This is a genomic window from Streptomyces sp. NPDC026246 (genome assembly GCF_055567995.1).
In genome coordinates, this window is the sequence record NZ_JBVHPJ010000001.1 from 561338 (window position 1) to 582043 (window position 20706).

18 protein-coding genes are annotated in these 20706 nt (G+C 73.3%); 7 read left to right on the plus strand and 11 right to left on the minus strand.

Annotated features, from left to right (window positions below):
* Window positions 1-146 precede the first annotated feature (146 nt).
* Complete coding sequence (locus ACZ4M5_RS02415) at window positions 147-1655, minus strand: M1 family metallopeptidase (RefSeq protein WP_467732213.1); 1509 nt, start codon at window positions 1653-1655, stop codon at window positions 147-149.
* Between the two features lie 202 nt (window positions 1656-1857).
* Here ACZ4M5_RS02415 and ACZ4M5_RS02420 point away from each other — a divergent pair, with 202 nt between their 5' ends.
* The 3 genes from ACZ4M5_RS02420 (at window position 1858) to ACZ4M5_RS02430 (ending at window position 6904) form a co-directional block, all read left to right on the plus strand.
* Entirely contained in the window at window positions 1858-3813 is a 1956-nt protein-coding gene (locus tag ACZ4M5_RS02420; protein ID WP_467732215.1) for a Xaa-Pro dipeptidyl-peptidase, read from the plus strand.
* Complete coding sequence (locus tag ACZ4M5_RS02425) at window positions 3810-5096, plus strand: M14 family metallopeptidase (protein WP_467732217.1); 1287 nt, start codon at window positions 3810-3812, stop codon at window positions 5094-5096. The genes ACZ4M5_RS02420 and ACZ4M5_RS02425 overlap by 4 nt, the downstream gene beginning before the upstream one ends.
* An 83-nt stretch (window positions 5097-5179) precedes the next feature.
* The gene (locus ACZ4M5_RS02430) at window positions 5180-6904 is read left to right on the plus strand and encodes a BCCT family transporter (protein ID WP_467732219.1); all 1725 of its coding nucleotides are present in this window, start codon (window positions 5180-5182) and stop codon (window positions 6902-6904) included.
* Between the two features lie 75 nt (window positions 6905-6979).
* On the opposite strand, the gene ACZ4M5_RS02435 is transcribed toward ACZ4M5_RS02430, so the two are convergent.
* A complete protein-coding gene (locus ACZ4M5_RS02435; protein ID WP_467732221.1) occupies window positions 6980-7930 on the minus strand; it encodes an NAD(P)/FAD-dependent oxidoreductase in 951 nt (316 codons plus the stop codon).
* 59 nt (window positions 7931-7989) lie between these two features.
* On the minus strand, window positions 7990-8130 hold the full coding sequence (locus ACZ4M5_RS02440; RefSeq protein WP_467732223.1) for a hypothetical protein: 141 nt from the start codon (window positions 8128-8130) through the stop codon (window positions 7990-7992).
* A 233-nt stretch (window positions 8131-8363) separates the two neighbouring features.
* Here ACZ4M5_RS02440 and ACZ4M5_RS02445 point away from each other — a divergent pair, with 233 nt between their 5' ends.
* Window positions 8364-10004 carry an ABC-F family ATP-binding cassette domain-containing protein gene (locus ACZ4M5_RS02445; RefSeq protein WP_467732225.1) on the plus strand — a complete coding sequence of 547 codons (1641 nt, stop codon included), beginning with the start codon at window positions 8364-8366 and terminating at the stop codon, window positions 10002-10004.
* Here the strand turns inward: ACZ4M5_RS02445 and ACZ4M5_RS02450 are convergent.
* The 4 genes from ACZ4M5_RS02450 to ACZ4M5_RS02465 form a co-directional block, all read right to left on the minus strand.
* Window positions 10001-10558, minus strand: coding sequence for a putative glycolipid-binding domain-containing protein (locus ACZ4M5_RS02450; protein WP_467732227.1), 558 nt, complete (start codon window positions 10556-10558; stop codon window positions 10001-10003). The genes ACZ4M5_RS02445 and ACZ4M5_RS02450 overlap by 4 nt on opposite strands.
* A gap of 98 nt (window positions 10559-10656) precedes the next feature.
* Window positions 10657-13095, minus strand: a complete 2439-nt coding sequence (locus tag ACZ4M5_RS02455) for a Tex family protein (RefSeq protein WP_467732229.1) — start codon at window positions 13093-13095, stop codon at window positions 10657-10659.
* A gap of 100 nt (window positions 13096-13195) precedes the next feature.
* Window positions 13196-13321 (minus strand): LPFR motif small protein, encoded by a 126-nt coding sequence (locus tag ACZ4M5_RS02460; RefSeq protein ID WP_267889763.1) that lies wholly within the window; start codon window positions 13319-13321, stop codon window positions 13196-13198.
* Between the two features lie 170 nt (window positions 13322-13491).
* Window positions 13492-14361 carry an SCO6745 family protein gene (locus ACZ4M5_RS02465; RefSeq protein ID WP_467732231.1) on the minus strand — a complete coding sequence of 290 codons (870 nt, stop codon included), beginning with the start codon at window positions 14359-14361 and terminating at the stop codon, window positions 13492-13494.
* A gap of 113 nt (window positions 14362-14474) precedes the next feature.
* On the opposite strand from ACZ4M5_RS02465, the gene ACZ4M5_RS02470 reads away from it, so the two are divergent.
* Together ACZ4M5_RS02470 and ACZ4M5_RS02475 are read left to right on the plus strand one after the other, a co-directional pair.
* The gene (locus ACZ4M5_RS02470; RefSeq protein WP_467732233.1) at window positions 14475-15434 is read left to right on the plus strand and encodes a GlxA family transcriptional regulator; all 960 of its coding nucleotides are present in this window, start codon (window positions 14475-14477) and stop codon (window positions 15432-15434) included.
* Between the two features lie 51 nt (window positions 15435-15485).
* Complete coding sequence (locus ACZ4M5_RS02475; protein ID WP_467732235.1) at window positions 15486-16121, plus strand: DJ-1/PfpI family protein; 636 nt, start codon at window positions 15486-15488, stop codon at window positions 16119-16121.
* Here ACZ4M5_RS02475 and ACZ4M5_RS02480 read toward each other — a convergent pair.
* Window positions 16108-16863, minus strand: coding sequence for an enoyl-CoA hydratase/isomerase family protein (locus tag ACZ4M5_RS02480; protein WP_467732237.1), 756 nt, complete (start codon window positions 16861-16863; stop codon window positions 16108-16110). The two genes, ACZ4M5_RS02475 and ACZ4M5_RS02480, sit on opposite strands and share 14 nt — an antisense overlap.
* 218 nt (window positions 16864-17081) lie before the next feature.
* Between ACZ4M5_RS02480 and ACZ4M5_RS02485 the strand changes: the two genes are divergently transcribed.
* Window positions 17082-17588 (plus strand): ATP-binding protein, encoded by a 507-nt coding sequence (locus tag ACZ4M5_RS02485; protein WP_467732836.1) that lies wholly within the window; start codon window positions 17082-17084, stop codon window positions 17586-17588.
* Window positions 17589-17604: 16 nt separating this feature from the next.
* Here the strand turns inward: ACZ4M5_RS02485 and idi are convergent, their stop codons facing one another.
* The 3 genes from idi to galE form a co-directional block, all read right to left on the minus strand.
* Window positions 17605-18198: an isopentenyl-diphosphate Delta-isomerase gene (gene idi / locus ACZ4M5_RS02490; RefSeq protein ID WP_467732239.1), complete on the minus strand. Its 594-nt coding sequence runs from the start codon at window positions 18196-18198 to the stop codon at window positions 17605-17607.
* Window positions 18199-18512: 314 nt separating this feature from the next.
* Complete coding sequence (locus ACZ4M5_RS02495; protein WP_467732241.1) at window positions 18513-19448, minus strand: cation diffusion facilitator family transporter; 936 nt, start codon at window positions 19446-19448, stop codon at window positions 18513-18515.
* Between the two features lie 178 nt (window positions 19449-19626).
* Window positions 19627-20598 (minus strand): UDP-glucose 4-epimerase GalE, encoded by a 972-nt coding sequence (galE, locus tag ACZ4M5_RS02500; protein ID WP_467732243.1) that lies wholly within the window; start codon window positions 20596-20598, stop codon window positions 19627-19629.
* Between the last annotated feature and the right edge of the window lie 108 nt (window positions 20599-20706).

Consider the following 20706-nt stretch of genomic DNA (forward strand, 5'->3'; position numbering starts at 1 on the left):
GCCGGTCCCACTCACCGCCCGGCCACCACGTCACCGGCGGGCCCACGCGCCGCCGGGCCGGTGACGCCGGGTGCGTCCACCCGCCCCGGCCACCCGCACCGGGTGCGCATGGCCCCACCGTAGACCGGGACGCCCGGCGGGGCGCGTCAGTGCCGGTGCTCCGACCGCCCGTGGACGCCGTTCGTCGCGGCGATCTTCTTCCAGGACCTCGGCTGCTTCACGGCCGCCTGCCCCTTCGCCACCGCCGCGGCCCGGGCCGCGGGCGCCCCCGGCTTTGACGGCTGGAACAGCCACGTGTCGAACAGCGCGGCCAGCGGCTTGCCGGAGACCTCCTCGGCGTAGCGCCGGAAGTCGGCCACTGACGCGTTGCCGTGGGCGTGCGTGAGCGGCCAGCCCTTGAGGATCGCGAAGAAGGCCTCGTCGCCGACCTCGTTGCGCAGGGCCTGGACGGCCAGTGCCCCCCGGTCGTAGACCGCGATGTCGAACTGGTGGTCCGGGCCCGGGTCGCCGGGCCGGACCGTCCAGAACGGGTCGTCGGCGGGGTGCGAGGCGTAGACGTGGTCGGCGAGTTCCTGTGCCGTGCCCTCACCCTCGTGCTCCGACCACAGCCACTGCGCGTACCGCGCGAAGCCCTCGTTGATCCAGATGTCCTTCCAGCCCTTGAGCGACACGGAGTCGCCGTACCACTGGTGAGCCAGCTCGTGCACCACGACGGACACGTTCGACCCGCCGGCGAACTGCCGCGGGCTGTAGAACGGCCGCGTCTGCGTCTCCAGCGCGTACCCGGTGTTCGTGTTCGGCACGTACCCGCCGAGCGCGTCGTAGGGGTACGGCCCGAAGTACCCGGCCAGCCAGTCCGCGATCTCCCCGGTCCGCTCGACGCTCGCCCGGGCCGCACCCGCGTTGTCCCCGAGGTCCTCGCTGTAGGCGTTGAGGACCGGGATGCCGCTCTCGCTCGTGCCGGTGGTGATGTCGAACTTCCCGACCGCCAGGGTGGCGAGGTAGGTGGCCTGCGGCTTGTTCGAGCGCCAGTTCCAGCGGGTCCAGCCGAGCCGTGAACTCGTCGACTGCAGCCTGCCGTTGGAGATGGCCTGGGTGCCGTCCGGGACGAGCACGGACACGTCGTAGGTGGCCTTGTCGAGCGGGTGGTCGTTGGCGGGGAACCACCACGCCGCCGCCTCGGGCTCGTTGGCGGCGACACCCCCGTCCGGGGTGCGGTGCCAGCTGGTGAACCCGAACGCCTTCTTCGAGGAGGGCACCCCCCGGTAGCGCACGACGACCGTGACGGGCGCGCCCTTCGCCAGCGGCTTCCTCGGCGTGACCTCCAGCTCCTGCTCGCCGGAGGTGCGGTACGCGGCCGTGGCGCCGTTGACGCGCACCTCGGTGACGTCGAGCAGGAAGTCCAGGTTGAAGCGGGACAGGTCCTGCGTGGTGCGGGCGACGAGGGTCGCCGTGCCCTCCAGCTCGTCGGTGGCCGGCTGGTACTTCAGCCTCAGGTCGTAGTGCGAGACGTCGTAGCCGCCGTTGCCGTAGGCCGGGTAGTAGGGGTCGCCGACACCCGGTGCGCCGGGGGAGAGGGAGGCGGCCGATGCCGGGATCGCCAGCAGGGTGACGGCCGCTGCCAGGGCTCCCGGCGCGATGATTCTGCGGTGCACGCGAGGCTCCAAGTCGTAGGGTCCCGAAAGTCTGTGACGAACCTATTCACCCCCTGCGCCGCTCGTCATGTCCATGGCTCCTGCTGTCACACGATCGCCATTCGGCCGACACGCGACACCACCCCCGCGGGCCCCGCCCGGACACGCCGGCCCGTCAGCTGCCCTCTTCAGAACCGGAGTTCACCGATGTAGCGTCCGCCGCATGCCGAAACGCACGCGCTTCACGACCTGGAGACCGCTCGCGACGGTGGCCACGGCCGCCCTGATGGCCACCCTGCTCACCCCGGCCGCCGCGTCCGCCGCCCCCCGCGAGAGCCGGCCGGTCCACTCCTACGCCGACGCCGTCCGCGAGGCCGTCTGGGTGGACACCGGACTCGACGGCGACCGCGACGGGAAGGCCGACCGGGTCGCCGTCGACATCGTCCGCCCGCGCGAACCCGCCCGCCAGGGCCGCAAGGTCCCCGTCATCATGGACGCCAGTCCGTACTACTCCTGCTGCGGGCGCGGCAACGAGAGCCAGAAGAAGACGTACGACGCGAACGGCGACGTCGTGCAGATGCCGCTCTACTACGACAACTACTTCGTGCCCCGCGGCTACGCCGTCGTCGGCGTGGACCTGGCCGGAACCAACCGCTCGGACGGCTGCGTCGACGTCGGCGGCCGCTCCGACGTGCGGTCCGCCAAGGCCGTGGTCGACTGGCTCAACGGCCGTGCCAGGGCCTACACCACCCGCACCGGCACCACCCGCGCCACGGCGGGCTGGTCCAACGGCCGCACCGGGATGATCGGCAAGAGCTGGGACGGCACCATCGCCAACGGCGTCGCCGCCACCGGCGTCGAGGGCCTGGAGACCATCGTCCCCATCAGTGCCATCTCCTCCTGGTACGACTACTACTTCCAGCAGGGCGCCCCGCTCTACGACTCCGGCCCCGAGTGGCTGTCGGACTACGTCAACAGCCCCGCGGCCCGCGCCAAGTGCGGTCCTGTCCAGCAGAAGCTGATCGACGGCGCCCCGCGCACCGGCGACCGGACTCCCCTGTGGACCGAGCGCGACTACGTGCGGGCCGCCCGCAAGGTGAAGGCCAGCGTCTTCCTCGTCCACGGCATGCAGGACCTCAACGTCCGCATGAAGCACGTCGGCCAGTGGTGGGACGCCCTGGCGAAGAACGGCGTCGAGCGCAAGATCTGGCTCTCCCAGACCGGCCACGTCGACCCCTTCGACTTCCGGCGCGGTGCCTGGGTCGAGACCCTGCACCGCTGGTTCGACCACGCGCTCATGGGTTACGACAACGGCGTCGACCGCGAGCCCATGGCCGACGTCGAGCGCGCCCCCGGCGCCTGGGAGACCTCCCGGACCTGGCCGCCGAGCGGCACCCGCGCCGTCACCCTGCGTCCCGGCGAGGGCACCCGCGAAGGCGTCGGCACCCTCGGACCGCGCCGCGGCCACGGCACCGAGACGTTCACCGACGACCCGCGGCTGAACGAGACCGACTGGGCCGCCCACCTCGACGACCCGACACCGGAGAAGGCCGGGTTCACCACCGGGCCGCTCACCCGGGACCTGCGCCTGGCCGGCTCCTCGAAGGTCACCGTCACCGCGACGCCCTCCACGCCGACGGCGCACCTGTCGGCCGTGCTCGTGGACGTCGGCCCCGCCACCGTCCGCGACTACGCCGACGCCGGTGAGGGCATCACCACGCTCCCGGAGCGCAGCTGCTGGGGAGCGAGCACCGCGGGCGACAGCTCCTGCTTCAAGGAGACGAGGGCGAAGACCGCCGACGTCGACTACACCGTCGTCAGCCGCGGCTGGGCCGACCTCGGCAACCACGCCTCCGCCTGGAAGGGCTCGCCCCTCACGCCGGGCCGGCGGTACACGATCACCCTCGACCTGGCGGCCACCGACCACGTCGTGCGCAAGGGCCACCGCCTCGCGCTGATCGTCGCCGGCACCGACCAGGGCCTGATCGACCCTCCCGCCGACCGGCCCACGCTCACCCTCGACCTGTCCCGCACCTCGGCGCACGTCCCGTTCGCCGGCGGAGCCGCCGCGTTCGCCCGGGCCACCTCGGGCACCACGTCCGCGAGCCCCGACGCGGGCCTCCTGGACGGCGTGCGGGAACCGCGCACCATCCACCGCGTCCCGGAGGGAGGCCGATGAGCCGCCGCACCGCCGCCGTCGGAGCACTGATCGCCACCACCGCGGCGCTCGCGGCGTCCCTGGTCGCCCCACCGGCCCAGGCGTCCGCGGACGCCGTGCCGCGCACCGGCTTCGAGCGGACCGACGGCGCGCGCTGGACCACCCAGCCCGAGGAGCAGGATTTCCTGCGCGCCGTCGACCGGTCCAGCGGCCGCGTCTCGGTGACCCGCTTCGGCACCACCGCGCAGGGCCGCCCGCTCCAGCTGGTCCGCGTCGGCAGGGCGGCGAGCCCCACCTCGGTGCTCCTCGTGTGCAGCCAGCACGGCGACGAACCGGCCGGCCGCGAGGCCTGCCTGACCACCGTCCGCGATCTCGCCCTCGCCCGCGACAGCCGCACCCGGCGGTTCCTGGACCGCACCACGGTCCTGGTCGTGCCCACCGCCAACCCCGACGGCCGCGCGGCCGACACCCGGGGCAACGGCGACGGCGTCGACATCAACCGCGACCACCTCGCCCTGCGCACCGCCGAGGGCCGCGCGCTGGCCGCCGTCATCCGCGACCGGCGCCCCGACATCGTCTACGACCTGCACGAGTACGGCGCCACACCCCCGTACTACGACAAGGACCTGTTCGACCTGTGGCCGCGCAACCTCAACACCGACGAGGACGTCCACGACGAGGCGCGGACCCTGTCCGAGGCGTACGTGCGCCCCGCCGCCCGGCGGGGCGGCCACTCCATCGGCACCTACGGCATCTGGACCGACCCCGCCACCGGCGACCCCGTGCGGCAGGTCGCCGGGGACGGACAGGAGCGGATCCTTCGCAACATGTCCGGCGTGAAACACGCGGTGGGCCTGCTGATCGAGAGCCGTGTCGACCCGCTCACCGACGCCGAGAAGGCCGACGAGGCCCTCAACAACCGCCGCCGTGTGAGCTCGCAACGGAACGCGCTGGACGGGTTGTTCGCCTACACCGACCAGCGCCGGGCCCGGATCGCGCTCACCACGGCGAAGGCCCGGCTCGCCGGCCTGGCGGACACCGGCCCGGTCTACGTGGGCGGCGCCGACAACGAGGCCCCCGAACCGGCCGACGTCATCCAGGACCCGCCCTGCGGCTACCGCCTGACCGCCGCCCAGTACGCCGAGGTCGGGGACGAACTCGCCCTGCACGGCGTGCGCGTGCGCAAGGACCGTGAGGGCGTCCTCGTCCCGCTGCGCCAGCCGCTGCGGGCCCTCGTCCCGCTGCTGCTCGACGACCGGGCCGAGTACCACCTGATCGGAGGATCAACCGAAACCGCATGTTGACAGGGGTGAAAATGCGCCAGTCGTGGTAGCAGCGTCTACGGAGAAGCAACACCTCGCCGCTGTCCCGATGAAAGGTGCCGCCTGTGACGCAAGAACGACCAAGCGACAAGGGTTCCCCGGAGGGAACCGCGCTACCGGGGTCGGAAGCGGGGCTGCCCGGTCAGGACCGGCCGCAGACCGACCGCATCGTCTTCGGCGTCACGGCGGTGCTCACCCTGGCCTTCGTGGTGTGGGGCGCCACCGCGACCGACTCGCTCGAAGACGTCTCCACCACCCTGCTCGGCGGGCTGATGCACAACGGGGGCTGGGCGTTCATGCTCGCCGCCTCCGGCTTCGTCGTCTTCGCCCTCTGGCTCGCGATCAGCCGCTACGGCCGGATCCACCTGGGCGCGGAGGGCGAGGAGCCCGAGTTCCGCACGGTCTCCTGGGTCGCGATGATGTTCAGCGCCGGCATGGGCATCGGCCTGATGTTCTACGGCGTGAGCGAACCGCTGTCGCATTACAACACCGCCCCGCCCGGCACCGACCCGGCCGACTCCGGTGACCGCATGGAAACGGCCATGGCCACCACGCTGTTCCACTGGACGCTGCACCCGTGGGCCATCTACGCGGTGGTCGGTCTCGCCATCGCCTACAGCACCTTCCGCAGGCGGCGCCGGCAGACCATCAGCGCCGTGTTCACCCCGCTCATCGGCCGGAAGAACGCCAACGGCGGCATCGGCCGGGCCATCGACGTCCTCGCCATCATCGCGACCGTCTTCGGCTCCGCCGCGTCCCTGGGCCTCGGCGCGCTCCAGATCGGCTCCGGCGTCCAGGAGCTGAACTGGATGGACGAGGTGAGCACCGGGCTGCTCGTCACGATCATCGCCGTGCTGACCCTGGCCTTCGTCGCGTCCGCCATCTCCGGTGTGGAGAAGGGCATCCAGTGGCTGTCCAACATCAACATGGTGCTGGCGCTGGTGCTCGCCCTGTTCGTGTTCGTCGCGGGCCCGACCATCATCGTGCTCGACCTGCTGCCCACGTCCGTCTTCGCCTACCTCGGCGACCTGCCCCAGCTGGCCGGGCGCACGGAGGCCAGCGGCGGCGAGGGCGTCGCCGACTGGCTCGGCAGCTGGACCGTCTTCTACTGGGCGTGGTGGATCTCCTGGACGCCCTTCGTCGGCATGTTCATCGCCCGGATCAGCCGGGGCCGGACCATCCGGCAGTTCGTCGGCGGCGTCATCCTCGTGCCCAGCACGGTCAGCCTGATCTGGTTCGCGATCTTCGGCGGCTCGGCGATGAAGATGCAGGAGGAGGGGCAGCTCGGCAAGGAGACGACCCCGGAGGGCCAGCTCTTCGACGTGCTGCAGCAGTTCCCGATCGCGACGGTCACGAGCCTGCTGGTGATGATCCTCGTCGGCATCTTCTTCGTCTCGGGTGCCGACGCGGCGTCGATCGTCATGGGCACCCTGTCGCAGAAGGGCGCCCTCGAACCCGGCCGTTTCGTGGTCGTGTTCTGGGGCGTGGTCACCGGCGCGGTGGCCGCCATCATGCTGCTGGTCGGCAGCGGGCAGGGCGACGCCCTGACGGGTCTGCAGAACCTCACGATCCTCGCGGCGGCGCCGTTCGTCGTCGTGATGATCTTCATGTGTGTCGCCCTCATGCGCGATCTGCGCCGCGACCCGGTGATCGTCCGCGAGCGGATGGGCTCCGAGGCCGTCGAACAAGCCGTGATCGAGGGCCACACCAAGTACGACGGCGAGTTCGAGCTCCGCGTCGGCCCGGGCCGCGGCCCGGACGTGGAGGGAGACCCGGTCGGCAAGCACTGACCCCCCCACCGCACGAGGGCGGTCCGGCCACGACGGCCCGGGCCGCCCTCGCCGCACGGAAGGGCCCGCGCCGCCTCAGACCGAGGCCAGCCGGGCCGCCTCCTGCGCACAGCCCCAGGCCACCGTGACGCCCGCGCCGCCGTGCCCGTAGTTGTGCACCAGCACGCGGCCGTCCGGCAGTCGCTCACGGTCCAGCCGGACCGCGTCGCGCACGGGGCGCAGTCCCACCCGGTGCTCCAGCACCCGCGCCCCGGCGACCTCCGGCCGCAGCGCGGCGCAGCGCCGCACGATCGCCTCGGCCACAGCGGGGTCGGGCTCCAGCGACCAGGCGCCCTCCTCGCTGGTACCGCCGAGGACGAGCCCGCCGGGCTGCGGGAACAGGTACGCGTGCTCCCCGGCCGCGTCGCTGGAGACCAGCCACGTGTCGATCCCGGGGTTCTCCACCACGACCAGCTGCCCGCGCACGGGCCGTACGGCGGGGTCCGGCACCAGCTCGCGCGCGGCCAGCCCCGTGCAGTTGACCACCACGGGCGCGTCCACCTCCCCGAGGGACGACACCGCACGCGCCTCCACCACTCCGCCCGCCGCGCCCAACCGGTCGCGCAGCCAGGGCAGATGGGCCGGCATGTCGATCAGCGGCAGCCGCGCCCGCACACCCGTCCCGGCGTACTCCTCGGCCGTGGCCGCCCGCAACCCGGGCACCCGGCCCGCCAGCCACCCGTCGACCTCGTCGAACCGGGTGTCACCGAGTACACCGTCGACCATGCGTACGCCGGACGCCCCGGACCCCGCCGCCAGCTCCTCGTACACCTCCAGCGACCGCAGGGCCCACGTCCGCGCGAGCGCCATCGGCTCGATGCGGTACGGCCACCACAGCGCACCCGCGACGGCGGAGGTGGTGGCCTGCACGGCGTCCCGCGTCCACACCCGCACCCGGTGCCCCCGCTCGGCGAGCACCACGGCCGTCGTCAGCCCGACGACGCCGCCCCCGACCACCACGATCGCGTCACTCGTCCCGCTCCCCATACCGGGACCGTAGCGGAATGGGCGGAGCCGTGCTCATGTCCCCCTGGGTGCGGGAAGACTCACCGCATGGGTGCCGAGTACGCGATGGGGCCGGTGGCGTGCCGCAGGGCCTTGGTGACCGACTCACTGATCAGCAGGCCCTGGACCGCAGCCCGGCCGGGCGGCGCCGCCTCGCGGCCCTGACCACCGGCGCAGGCCACGCGGAGATCGAGGTGACCTCCCCCTGCCGGGTCCCTCACCGCGTACCGCGCCGACCGGCTCTCCCGCACCCACACCCGCGACGTCCTCGACGACGTCCTCCAGCCGGGCGCGCACCGCATCGCCCTCGACCCGAAAGCGGTCGGGGGCCGGTCCCTCCCGGTGGCCCGTACCGCCAGCGGCATGCTGGCCGCGGCCGCCACCCCGTGAGCGGCCCACTAGGATCGGCGCTCTGATGACTGCCACCCTCGTCGCCAAGAACCTCGCCGCCGGGCACGCCGACCGCGCCCTGTTCACCGGGCTGGACCTCGTCGTCGCGCCGGGTGACGTGATCGGCCTGGTCGGCGCCAACGGCGCGGGCAAGTCCACCCTGCTGCGGATGCTCGCCGGCCTCACCGCCCCCGAACAGGGCGAACTGCGCCTGTCCCCGCCGGCCGCCACCGTCGGGCACCTCCCACAGGAGCCGGACCGCCGCCCCGGCGAGACCGTCCGCGCGTTCCTGGCCCGCCGCACGGGCGTCACCGAGGCGCAGCGGATCATGGACGAGGCGACCCAGGCACTGGTCGACGGCACGCCGGGAGCCGACGACGCCTACGCCACCAGCCTGGAGCGCTGGCTCGGCCTGGGCGGCGCCGACCTCGACGAACGCGCCGAGGAGGTCGCCGGTTCGCTGGGCCTCGCCGTGGACCTGGAGCAGCCGATGACGTCCCTGTCCGGCGGCCAGGCGGCCCGTGCCTCCCTCGCCTCCCTGCTGCTGTCCCGCTACGACGTCTTCCTGCTCGACGAGCCGACCAACGACCTCGATCTGGACGGCCTGGAGCGCCTCGAACGCTTCGTCGCCGGCCTGCGCGCCGGCACGGTCGTCGTCAGCCACGACCGCGAGTTCCTCACCCGCACCGTGACCAAGGTCCTCGAACTCGACCTCGCCCAGCGGCAGATCAACCTCTACGGCGGCGGCTACGAGGCCTATCTGGAGGAGCGGGAGGTGGCCCGCCGGCACGCCCGCGACGACTACGAGGAGTACGCCGACAAGAAGGCCGCCCTGCAGGACCGCGCGCAGATACAGCGCTCCTGGATGGACAAGGGCGTCAGGAACGCCCGCCGTAAGGCGGGCGGCGACAACGACAAGATCGGCCGCAAGTTCCGCAGCGAGGCCAGCGAGAAGCAGGCCGCGAAGGCCCGGCAGACCCAGCGCATGATCGAGCGCCTCGACGTCGTCGACGAGCCGCGCAAGGAGTGGGAGCTGCACATGGAGATCGCCTCGGCCCCGCGCTCGGGCGCCGTCGTCGCGACGCTGCGCGACGCCGAGGTGCGCCGCGGCGACTTCGTCCTCGGGCCGGTCTCCCTCCAGATCGACTGGGCGGACCGGGTGGCGGTCACGGGTGCCAACGGCTCCGGCAAGTCCACCCTGCTCGCCGCCCTCCTCGGCCGCGTCCCCCTGGACACCGGCCACGCCGCGCTCGGCTCGGGCGTGCTGCTCGGCGAGGTCGACCAGGCCCGCAAGCTGTTCCACGGCCCCACGACCCTGCTCGACACGTTCCGGGCAGCCGTCCCGGACACCGAACCGGTCGAGGTCCGCACCCTCCTGGCCAAGTTCGGCCTCAAGACCGACCACGTCCTGCGCCCGGCGGTGACGCTGTCCCCGGGCGAGCGCACCAGGGCCGCGCTGGCGCTGCTCCAGGGCCGGGGCGTGAACCTCCTGGTCCTCGACGAGCCGACCAACCACCTCGACCTGCCGGCCATCGAGCAGCTGGAGTCCGCACTCGACGCGTACGAGGGCACGCTGCTGCTGGTCACGCACGACCGCCGCATGCTGGACGCGGTCCGGGTCACCCGCCGCCTGGAGGTGGCCCACGGCAAGGTGACCGAGCGCTAGACGGTCGCCAGGCGCCGGGCCAGGGAGGGGTAGTCCACGACGAACCCCTCACTGTCGACCCGCAGGTCGCTGCGGACGTCACCCGAGGCGAAGCCGACCCGGCCGGTCCGCAGATGGGTGTACGTCTGGCGTGACGGGTGCACCGCCAGGTCCGGCACGGACACCCAGGCCATCAGGAACTCCAGCTCGCCCGGCCCCCGGTGCAGGCCGTGACGCAGCACCGGCATGGTGTTGGTCAGGGGGCACCGGGCCAGATCGCAGTCGAGGGCGCCGTCGACGCCCGGGAGCCGTTCGCCGTCCGCGGTCCAGGCGCCCGCGCCGTCGTGCCGCAGGTCGAGCGTGCGGCTGCCGCCCGCGGAGTCGACCGTCACCCGCAGCCGACGGGTGACGAACCCGTCGGCGGTGTCCAGGTCGTACGTCACCCAGTAGGGCTCCGGTTCGACGCCGACGGCCCGCCCGCGCGCCCGCAGCACGCCGTCCCGCACCTGGATCCAGGCGGTCTCGACCCCACGGCTCGCGAACACTTCCCAGGTGAGGACGCGCGCAGCGGACATGACGCCAGTCTAGGTCCGCCCGCTCGGGGGCGGGGAACCGCGCGACCGGTCACGACGGACCCGCAGTTCCCCAGGACACGGGCACCCCGGCCGGGCCGTCAGCGGCGACCGTTCTTCGGATCGACCAGACCGGCCCGGCGCAGGGCATCGGCCATGGCACCGTTCGCCGGCGCGGGCGCCTGACGCGACCCGCCGCCGCCCTGGCCCCCGCGGCCAGCGCTCCGACCGCCGCTCTGGCCGTCGCGACCGCCGCTCTGGCCCCCGCGGCCACCGCCACCGCCCTGCCGCTGCTGAGGCGGCCGCCCGCCCCGCTGGCGGCGCTCACGCTCGCCGGAGCCGCCGCCCTGCGGTGCCGCCTCGTCGTCCAGACGCAGCGTCAGCGAGATGCGCTTGCGCGGGATGTCGACGTCCTGCACCTTCACCTTCACGATGTCCCCGGGCTTCACCACGTCCCGCGGATCCTTCACGAACGTCCTCGACATCGCGGAGACGTGCACCAGGCCGTCCTGGTGGACGCCGACGTCGACGAACGCGCCGAAGGCGGCGACGTTCGTCACCACACCCTCCAGGATCATCCCGGGCGTCAGGTCGGAGATCTTCTCGACGCCCTCCTTGAAGGCGGCCGTCCTGAACGCCGGTCGCGGGTCGCGGCCCGGCTTCTCGAGCTCCTTGAGGATGTCGGTGACGGTCGGCAGGCCGAAGGACTCGTCCACGAAGTCCTGGGGCCGCAGCGAGCGCAGTACGGAGGTGTTGCCGATGAGCGCGGCGACCTCCTGCCCGGCCGTCTTCACCATCCGCCGGACGACCGGATAGGCCTCGGGGTGCACGCTGGAGGCGTCCAGCGGGTCGTCGCCCCCGCGGATGCGCAGGAAGCCCGCGCACTGCTCGTACGCCTTGGGGCCGAGCCGGGCCACCTTCTTCAGCTCGCGGCGGGACGTGAACGGCCCGTTGGCGTCCCGGTGCGCCACGATGTTCTCGGCGAGCCCGGAGGTGATGCCGGAGACCCGGGCCAGCAGCGGGGCCGACGCGGTGTTGACGTCCACCCCCACGCCGTTCACACAGTCCTCCACGACCGCGTCCAGCGAGCGCGAGAGCTTCACCTCGGACAGGTCGTGCTGGTACTGCCCGACCCCGATGGACTTCGGGTCGATCTTCACCAGTTCGGCCAGCGGGTCCTGGAGGCGGCGGGCGATCGACACGGCGCCGCGCAGCGACACGTCCATGTCGGGCAGCTCCTGCGAGGCGAACGCGGACGCCGAGTACACCGACGCGCCGGCCTCGGACACCATGACCTTGGTGAGGTTCAGCTCCGGGTGCTTGGCGATCAGTTCGCCGGCGAGCTTGTCGGTCTCGCGGGAGGCCGTGCCGTTGCCGATCGCGACCAGTTCCACCGCGTGCTCCTTCGCCAGCCGGGCCAGCTTGGCGAGGGCCTCGTCCCAGCGGTTGGCGGGGACGTGCGGGTGGATGACGTCCGTGGCGACGACCTTGCCCGTCGCGTCGACCACGGCGACCTTGACGCCCGTGCGGAAACCGGGGTCCAGGCCGAGCGTCGCGCGCGTGCCCGCCGGGGCGGCGAGCAGCAGGTCGCGCAGGTTCGCGGCGAAGACCCGCACCGCCTCGTCCTCGGCGGCCGTGCGCAGCCGCAGCCTCACATCGATGCCGAGGTGGACCAGGACGCGGGTGCGCCACGCCCAGCGGACCGTGTCCTTCAGCCACGTGTCGGCGGGACGGCCCCGGTCGGCGATCGCGAACCGGTGCGCGATGATGCCCTCGTACGAGGACGGGCCGTCGGTCGGCTCCTCGGGTTCGAGGACGAGGTCGAGGACCTCCTCCTTCTCGCCGCGCAGCAGGGCGAGGACGCGGTGGGAGGGCAGCTCGGTGAACGGCTCGGAGAAGTCGAAGTAGTCGGCGAACTTCGCGCCGGCCTCCTCCTTGCCGTCGCGCACCTTGGCGGCGAGCCGCCCGCGGGTCCACATGCGCTCGCGCAGTTCGCCGATCAGGTCGGCGTCCTCGGAGAACCGCTCGGTCAGGATCGCCCGGGCGCCGTCGAGGGCGGCCTGCGGGTCGGCGACACCCTTGTCCGCGTCGACGAAGGCCGCGGCCGCGACGAGGGGGTCGACGCCGGGATCACCGAGCAGCCCCTGTGCCAGCGGCTCCAGACCGGCCTCGCGGGCGATCTGGGCCTTCGTGCGCCGCTTGGGCTTGAACGGCAGGTAGATGTCCTCCAGGCGGGCCTTGGTCTCGGCGCCCCGGATCCGCGTCTCCAGGTCCTCGGTGAGCTTGCCCTGCTCGCGCACCGATTCCAGGATCGCCGTCCGCCGCTCCTCCAGCTCCCGCAGGTAGCGCAGCCGCTCCTCGACCGTGCGCAGCTGCGCGTCGTCGAGCATCTCGGTCGCTTCCTTGCGGTAGCGGGCGATGAAGGGCACCGTCGAACCGCTGTCGAGCAGTTCCACGGCAGCCCTGACCTGCCGCTCCCGTACGCCGAGCTCCTCGGCGATCCTGCCTTCGATGGACCCGTTGGACCCGGGTGTCGTCACGATCCCGTACCGCCTTCTCCGCTGAGGTTGCGCGGCAATTGTGGCAGGTGACACCGACAGCAGGGGATCAGGGCGGCCCCCGGCGGGCCGGGGGCCGGGGTCAGGCCCTGCGGGTGGAGGACGAGGCCCCGCCGAACAGCCGGGCCAGGGCCCGGAAGGGAAGCGTCACGACGGTGGCGATGGCGCCGCCGATCTGGCGCAGCACGTCTGCGATGGCACGGAACACGAAATGCCCCTCTCCTCGTTCTTCCTGGTGCTTCCTCGGTCTTGCTCGCTCCGGCCGCAACCGGCCGGTGCAGAACAGGTACCTCGCCAACGGCTCACCATGCGTCACGAGCGGACACGCGCTTCGGAAAAGCCCGAGCGGGCCGCTGTGACGGGCCGCTCGGGTGCCGGTCAGGCCTTGCCGATCAGATCCGCCGGGAAGGCCCCCGCCGTCAGCGCCGCGTGCGCGAACGCCCCGCCCAGTTCCGTCAGCCGGGCCACGCCCTCGGCGCCCAGGTGCTCGTACGGGGCACGGTCCAGACGGTCCGTCTCCTGCTCGATCTCCGTGCGCAGGGCGGCACCCCGCTCGCTCAGTTCGCCGGAGGTCCCCAGCAGGCCCCGCTCCCGCAGCCGGTCCGTCGCCGCGTCCCACTCCTCCTGCGTCCATCCCCGGGTGCCGAACACCCACTTCGGTGCCATGCCCTTGCCCGTCGCCGTGTGCGTCACGATCGCCTCCAGGCCGTCCAGCCCCGCGGACATCAGGACGGCCAGGTGGCCGTCGCCCCGGTGCTCGCGCAGCAGGGTCGCCGCGTGCCAGTAGGCGAGGTGCGGCTCCTCGGGGACGGGCAGGTCGGCGTGGGCGGCGTACAGCGGCCGCGCCTCGCGCGAGCAGGCCTCGGCGGCGCGCAGCGCGAGGCGTGCCGCCTCGGCCATCTCCGCCGAGGTCAGGACCTCCTCGCCGAGCAGCCGGCGCAGCGTCGCGTCGACCGCACGCGTGCGTGCCGCCAGCACCCGGGACGGTGCGGCCGTCTCCCAGACGGCCGGGACGTGCCGGGCCACCAGGGCGTACTTGTAGTTGTAGAAGGCGGCCGTCACCGGTCCGGCGCCGACCGGGCCGAGGGCGGCGGCTCGCACGGCGAAGTTCACCGCGCGCGGATCGGTGATGCCGACGGCGCCCAGTTCCCGGCCCAGGTCGGGCGAGAAGTAGTGCGTCGCGTGCAGGGAGTTGAGCATGGTGTGGCAGCGTCGGCCGGCGCGCGGCTCCAGGGCGGCAGTCGTCATGCCCGGCAGGTTACCAACCGCTTGGTATGGCCTCCACGGCCGTGCGCCGCATGGCAGGAAAGGTGGGGAACCCGGCATTGCGGCCCTGTCCCGCCCCGCGAAGAATCGGGGGCATGACCCAGCGCACGGTTCTCGTCGTCCTCTTCGACGGCCTGCAGAGTCTCGACGTCACCGGCCCCGTGGAGGTCTTCGCGGGCGCGGAACTGCTCCGCCCGGGCACCTACCGGATCCGCACGGCGTCCCTGGACGGGGCGCCGGTGCGCAGCACCAGCGGTCTGACCCTCGTGCCCGACGGGTCCCTGGCCGACGCGGCCGATCCGGACGTCCTGCTCGTCCCGGGGGGCACGGGCAGCCTGCGGCCCGAACCGCGGCTGGTCGACTGGGTGCGCGAGCACGGGCCGCGCGCCGCCCGGCTGGTGTCCGTGTGCACCGGGGCCGCCGTGCTGGCCGAGGCGGGACTGCTGGACGGCCGACGGATCACCACGCACTGGGCGTACTGCGACCGGATCGCCCGCCGGCATCCCGCCGTCCGGATCGACCCCGACCCCGTCTACGTCCGCGACGGGAACGTCGCCACCTCGGCGGGCGTCACCGCCGGGATCGACCTCGCCCTCGCCCTCGTCGAGGAGGACCTGGGGCGGGAGACCGCCCTGACCATCGCCCGCCACCTGGTGGTCTTCCTGCGCAGGCCGGGCAACCAGGCCCAGTTCAGCGCGCAGCTGGCAGCGCAGACGGCCCACCGCGAGCCGCTGCGCGAGGTCCAGCGCCACATCGCCGAACGCCCCGGGGCGGATCTCTCGGTCGAGACCCTCGCCGCCCGCGCCCGGCTGTCGCCCCGCCACTTCGCCCGCGCGTTCCGCGCCGAGACCGGCACGACGCCGGGCCGCTACGTGGACCGCGTCCGCCTCGAACACGCCCGCCGCCTGCTGGAGGACACCGCCGACGGGGTCGAGGAGATCTCCCGCGCCAGCGGCTACGGCACCCCGGAGGCGATGCGCCGCGCCTTCCTCAAGGCCCTGGGGACCTCCCCGGCCGAGTACCGCCGCCGCTTCCGCCCGGCGACCGCGCCCTGACCACGGGCCGACCCGCCCCCACCCGTCCTGCCGCCGACCGAAGGGACCCCCATGCTGATCGCCATCGCCCTCTACGAGGGCTTCACCGCCCTCGACGCGGTGGGCCCGTACGAGACCCTCGGCCGCCTGCCCGACGCGGAGACGGTGTTCGTGGCCGAGGAGGCCGGCCCCGTGCGCAACGACTGCGGCAGCCTCGCCCTCGTCGCCGACCGGGCCCTGGCCGACGTGCCGCACCCCGACATCGTCGTCGTCCCCGGCGGTCCCGGCCCGCTGCCCCTGGCCGCGGACGGGCCCCTGGCCGGCTGGCTGCGCACCGCGGACGCCACCAGCACCTGGACGACGTCCGTGTGCACCGGCTCCCTGCTGCTGGCCGCCGCCGGGCTCCTGCGGGGCCGCCGCGCGACCTCCCACTGGCTGGCCCTGGACGAGCTGCGCCGGCACGGCGCCGAGCCCACGGGCGAACGGGTCGTCACCGACGGCAAGTACGTCACCGCGGCCGGCGTCTCCGCCGGCATCGACATGGGCCTGACGCTCCTGGGCCGGATCGCCGGCGACGACCACGCCCGCATCGTCCAGCTGGCCACCGAGTACGACCCGCAGCCGCCCTACGACGCCGGATCACCCGAGAAGGCCCCGGCCCACCTGGTCGACCTGGTCCGCGCCCACTCCGGCGTCATCCTGACGTAGGCACGTCCCAGCCGAACCGCGGCTGTCTGCGCTCCAGGAACGCGGCGACGCCCTCGGCGGCGTCGCCGCTGTCGCGCGCCTGCCGGGCCCAGTGGCCGTCCCGGTCCGTACGCCCGTCCGCGAACTCCTTGGCCGCCGCCTGCGTCAGCTGTGAACGGGACACCAGGACGCGGGTGAACTCCGCGGCGCGCTTGCCGAGTTCGTCCTCGGGCAGCACCTCGTCGACCAGCCCCGTGCGCAGCGCCCGCCCCGCGTCGATCAGCTCCCCGGAGAACAGCAGGTACTTGGCGGTGGCCGGTCCCACCAGGGAGGCCAGCCGCCGGGTCGAGGAAGCCGGGTAGACGATGCCGAGCTTCGCGGGAGTCACCCCGAACAGCGCGCCCTCCTCGGCGAAGCGCAGGTCGCACGCCGCCGCGAGCTGTGCGCCGCCGCCCACGCAGTACCCCCGGATCACCGCCAGGGTCGGTTTGGGGAAGGCGGCCAGCGCCTCCTCGGCGAGCACGGCCAGCCCCTGCGCCTCCTCCGGCGAACCCCGCAGTGTCGATATGTCGGCACCGGCGCAGAACGTCCGGCCCTCGCCGGTCAGTACCAGCGCCCGTACGGCCGGATCGCCCGCGAGGTCGTGCAGCAGCGGTGGCAGGGCCCGCCACATCGCGGCGGTCATGGCGTTGCGCTTCTCGGGATGGCGGATGACGACCGTCGCGACCGCATCGGTCACGGCGTGGTCCAGCTGGGGCTCCATGCGCCGGATGCTATCCGCATGCCAAACCCGTACAACCTGAATAGTTCGCCGAGGTGGCACAACAAGGGCAGGACCAGTCCCACAACTGACCGTGTCATACGCCAACGGTCAGAAGTGCTCGATAGTTGCTGACTTCTGTTCAGCTCCGAGGTGGGGAGCGCATCGTTCCCAACACTCGACGTGTGGCGACAATCGAGCGCGAGGGTGGCGACCGGACGATGGACGACGACGGGCGCGGTTCCGGCCGGCGCCCCGAGGGCGGCGCGGCGCCCCTCGGTCCGGCGCCCGCGGATCCGCTGCCGTACGAAGGGGTCTGGAGGTTCACCGCGCCCGCGGTCGAGGCCTCCGTCCCGCAGGCCCGGCACGCCGTGCGGGACCTGCTGCTGCGCCAGGGCGTACCGGTCTCGGACGACCTGGCCCAAGGGCTGCTGCTGATCGTCTCCGAGCTGGTGACGAACGCCGTCAAGCACGCGGCGGTGCTGTCGCCGACGATCGCCGTCGAGGTGGCCGTCGGGGCTCAGTGGCTGCGCCTGTCCGTGGAGGACAACCACCCCTACCGGCCCACGGCCCTGGAGACCGACCACGGCCGCACCGGCGGGCGCGGGCTCCTCCTGGTGCGCGAGATCACCCGCGAGGCCGGCGGTGTCTGCGAGGTCGAGTACACCGCGAGCGGCGGCAAGGTGATCTGGGCCGCCCTGCCGCTCGAACCCGCCCGGCTGCCCTAGGGCCGCCGGGACCGCGTCACCAGCCGGCGGAGGTGCCCGTCAGCTCCCGGACCGCGGGCCGGGCCGCGTCCAGTACGGTCATGAACCAGGCCGAGAACGGGTCCTTGGCGTGCCGCTCGGCCAGCTCCGGCGGGGTCACGAAGACCGTCGAGGCCACCTCCTCCGGGTCGGGCCGCAGCACGGCCTGCACCATGCCGACGAAGAGGTGGTTGTACTCCTGCTCCACCAGCCCCGACTCCGGGTCCGGGTGGTTGTAGCGGACCGTGCCCGCCTCGGCCAGCAGCGAGGGGGACGCGCCGAGCTCCTCGAACGTGCGCCGCGCCGCCGCCGCGAAGGGCGCCTCGCCGGGGTAGGGGTGGCCGCAGCACGTGTTGGACCACACACCGGGGGAGTGGTACTTGCCCAGCGCCCGCTGCTGCAGCAGCAGCCGGCCGTACTCGTCGAAGAGGAACACCGAGAACGCGCGGTGCAGCTGCCCGGGCGGCTGGTGGGCCGCGAGCTTCTCCGCGGTGCCGATCGTCACGCCGTCCTCGTCGACGAGTTCCAGCAAAATCGCGTCTGCGGTGCCGTTCGACGGGCTGTGCGTCGCGGTGGCAGGTGTGATCGGCATACCCATCCTTCACATCGGTCTTCGCGCCCCAAGTCTGCCGTACGAATCCGGCACTCCCGGCACTTCGCTGCCCGCCCGCATGTCCCGGGCGGGCGACACGGAGCGCGGACGGCGCCGCCCGGGACACCGGGAAAGGGACCCGGAAGGGCATCGTGCCCGGCCCGACGGGCCGAAAATCGTCCCCGGCGGGTGCTCCGGGAGTCAGGGCGCCTGCGCGCGCCGCAGGGCTGCGTCGCCCGGCGCGCGCGGAGCGCGATGCGCCCCTCCGGCCACCGCCGCCCCTCCGGCCGCAGCCGCCCCGGCGGACCGGGGAATCAGTGGCACAGGCGCGCCTCGTGCTCGGCGTGCCCGCTCGGCTCCAGCTGGAAGGTGCAGTGCTCCACGTCGAAGTGGTCGCCGAGGCAGCCCTGCAGTTCGTGGAGCATCTTCTCGTGCCCTATCGCGTTCAGCGTCTCGGTGCTGACCACCACGTGCGCCGACAGCACCGGCATGCCGGAGGTGATCGTCCACGCGTGCAGGTCGTGGACGTCCTCGACCCCGTCCGTCGCCAGGATGTGGGCCCGTACCTCGGCCATGTCCACACCCTTGGGCGCCGCCTCCAGCAGCACGTCGAGCGTCTCGCGCAGCAGCTTCCACGTGCGGGGCACGATCATCAGTGCGATGACCAGCGAGGCGATCGGGTCGGCGGGCTGCCAGCCGGTGAACATGATCACCAGGGACGACAGGATGACCGTGACCGACCCCAGGGCGTCCGCCGCCACCTCCAGGAACGCCCCCCGCACGTTCAGGCTCTCCTTCTGCCCGCGCATCAGCAGCGACAGCGAGACCAGGTTCGCGACGAGGCCGATCGCACCGAACATCAGAGCGATCCGGCCCTCGGTGCCCGCCGGGGTGATGAACCGCTGCACCGACTCGTACACGACGTACCCGCCGGCCCCGAGCAGCAGCAGGCAGTTGGCCAGGGCCGCCAGGATCTCGGCGCGGGCGTAACCGAACGTGGCCCGGTCGCTCGGCGGGCGGCTCGCGAAGTGGATGGCGAGCAGGGCCATGGCCAGGCCCAGCGCGTCCGTCGCCATGTGCGCCGAGTCCGCCACCAGGGCCAGTGAGTCGGCCATGACACCACCGACGATCTGGACCACGACGATGCCGAGCGTGATCGCCAGCGCGATCCGCAGCCTGCCGCGGTACGCCGAGGTCGCCGTGCCGCCGGCCGCGCCGTGCGCGTGCCCGTGATCGTGCCCAGCCCCCATGAAGAGTCATCCTCCTGTGTCCGCCCGATCGTGCCCGGGCACCCCAGTCAACTACGGGGAGGGGGTATGGGCAACGCGGCACTGAACACCGTTGTCATCTGCTCTGACCTGCGGAAACGATCCGCAGGTCAGAGCGGATGCACCGGTCGGGCGCCGCACCCGCCGAGCGCCGCAGCGGTCAGGAGCCGTGGTGCAGCCGCCAGCCCTCCCATGCCGACGCGGCCATCTCGCGCACCCCGCGGCGCGCCGTCCAGCCCAGTTCTCCGGCCGCCCGGGCCGCCGAGGCGACCGCCCGAGGGGCGTCCCCGGGGCGCCGCCCCTCGACCACCGGGGGCCGCCGGTCGCCGGTGACCTCGCCGATGACCGTGATCAGCTCGCGGACCGAGACGCCTTCCCCGCGGCCGATGTTGACCGTCAGGTCACCCGTGGCGCCGCCCTCGGCGAGCCGCCGGGCCGCCGCGAGGTGGGCCTCGGCGAGGTCGGCGACGTGGATGTAGTCCCGTACGCAGGTGCCGTCCGGGGTCGGGTAGTCGTCGCCGAAGATCCTCGGGGCCTCGTCGCGAGTCAGCCGGTCGAAGACCATCGGGACGATGTTGAACACCCCCGTGTCGGCCAGCTCGGGTGCCGCGGCGCCCGCCACGTTGAAGTACCGCAGGCACACCGTGGAGATCCCGTGCGCCCGGCCCGCCGCCCGCACCAGCCACTCCCCGGCGAGCTTGGTCTCGCCGTAGGGGTTCACCGGCGCGCAGGGGGTGTCCTCCGTGATGAGGTCCACGCCCGGGTCGCCGTAGACGGCCGCCGACGAGGAGAACACGAACCGCCCGATCCCCGCCGCGGCCACCGCGTCCAGCAGGGTCGCCAGGCCGCCCACGTTCTCCCGGTAGTACCGGGTGGGCTGCGCCACCGACTCGGCGACCTGCTTGCGCGCCGCGAGGTGCACCACACCCGTCACGGCGTGCTCGGCGAGGACCCGCTCCAGCAGCTCCCCGTCGAGCGAGGACCCCCGCACGAGCGGGACGCCGGACGGCAGTCGCGCGGGCACCCCGGCGGACAGGTCGTCCAGGGCGACGACGCGCTCCCCGGCCTCCGTCATGGCCCTGGCCACATGGGCCCCGATGTAGCCGGCCCCGCCGGTGATCAGCCAAGTCATGGTCGTCCACCCTATGCCGCCCCGCCCGGCCCTCGCGCAATGTCCCCGATGTCCGGTCTGCGGGGCGCGGTTTGTGGGGCGGGCCCCGGATCCACCAAGATGATCGCG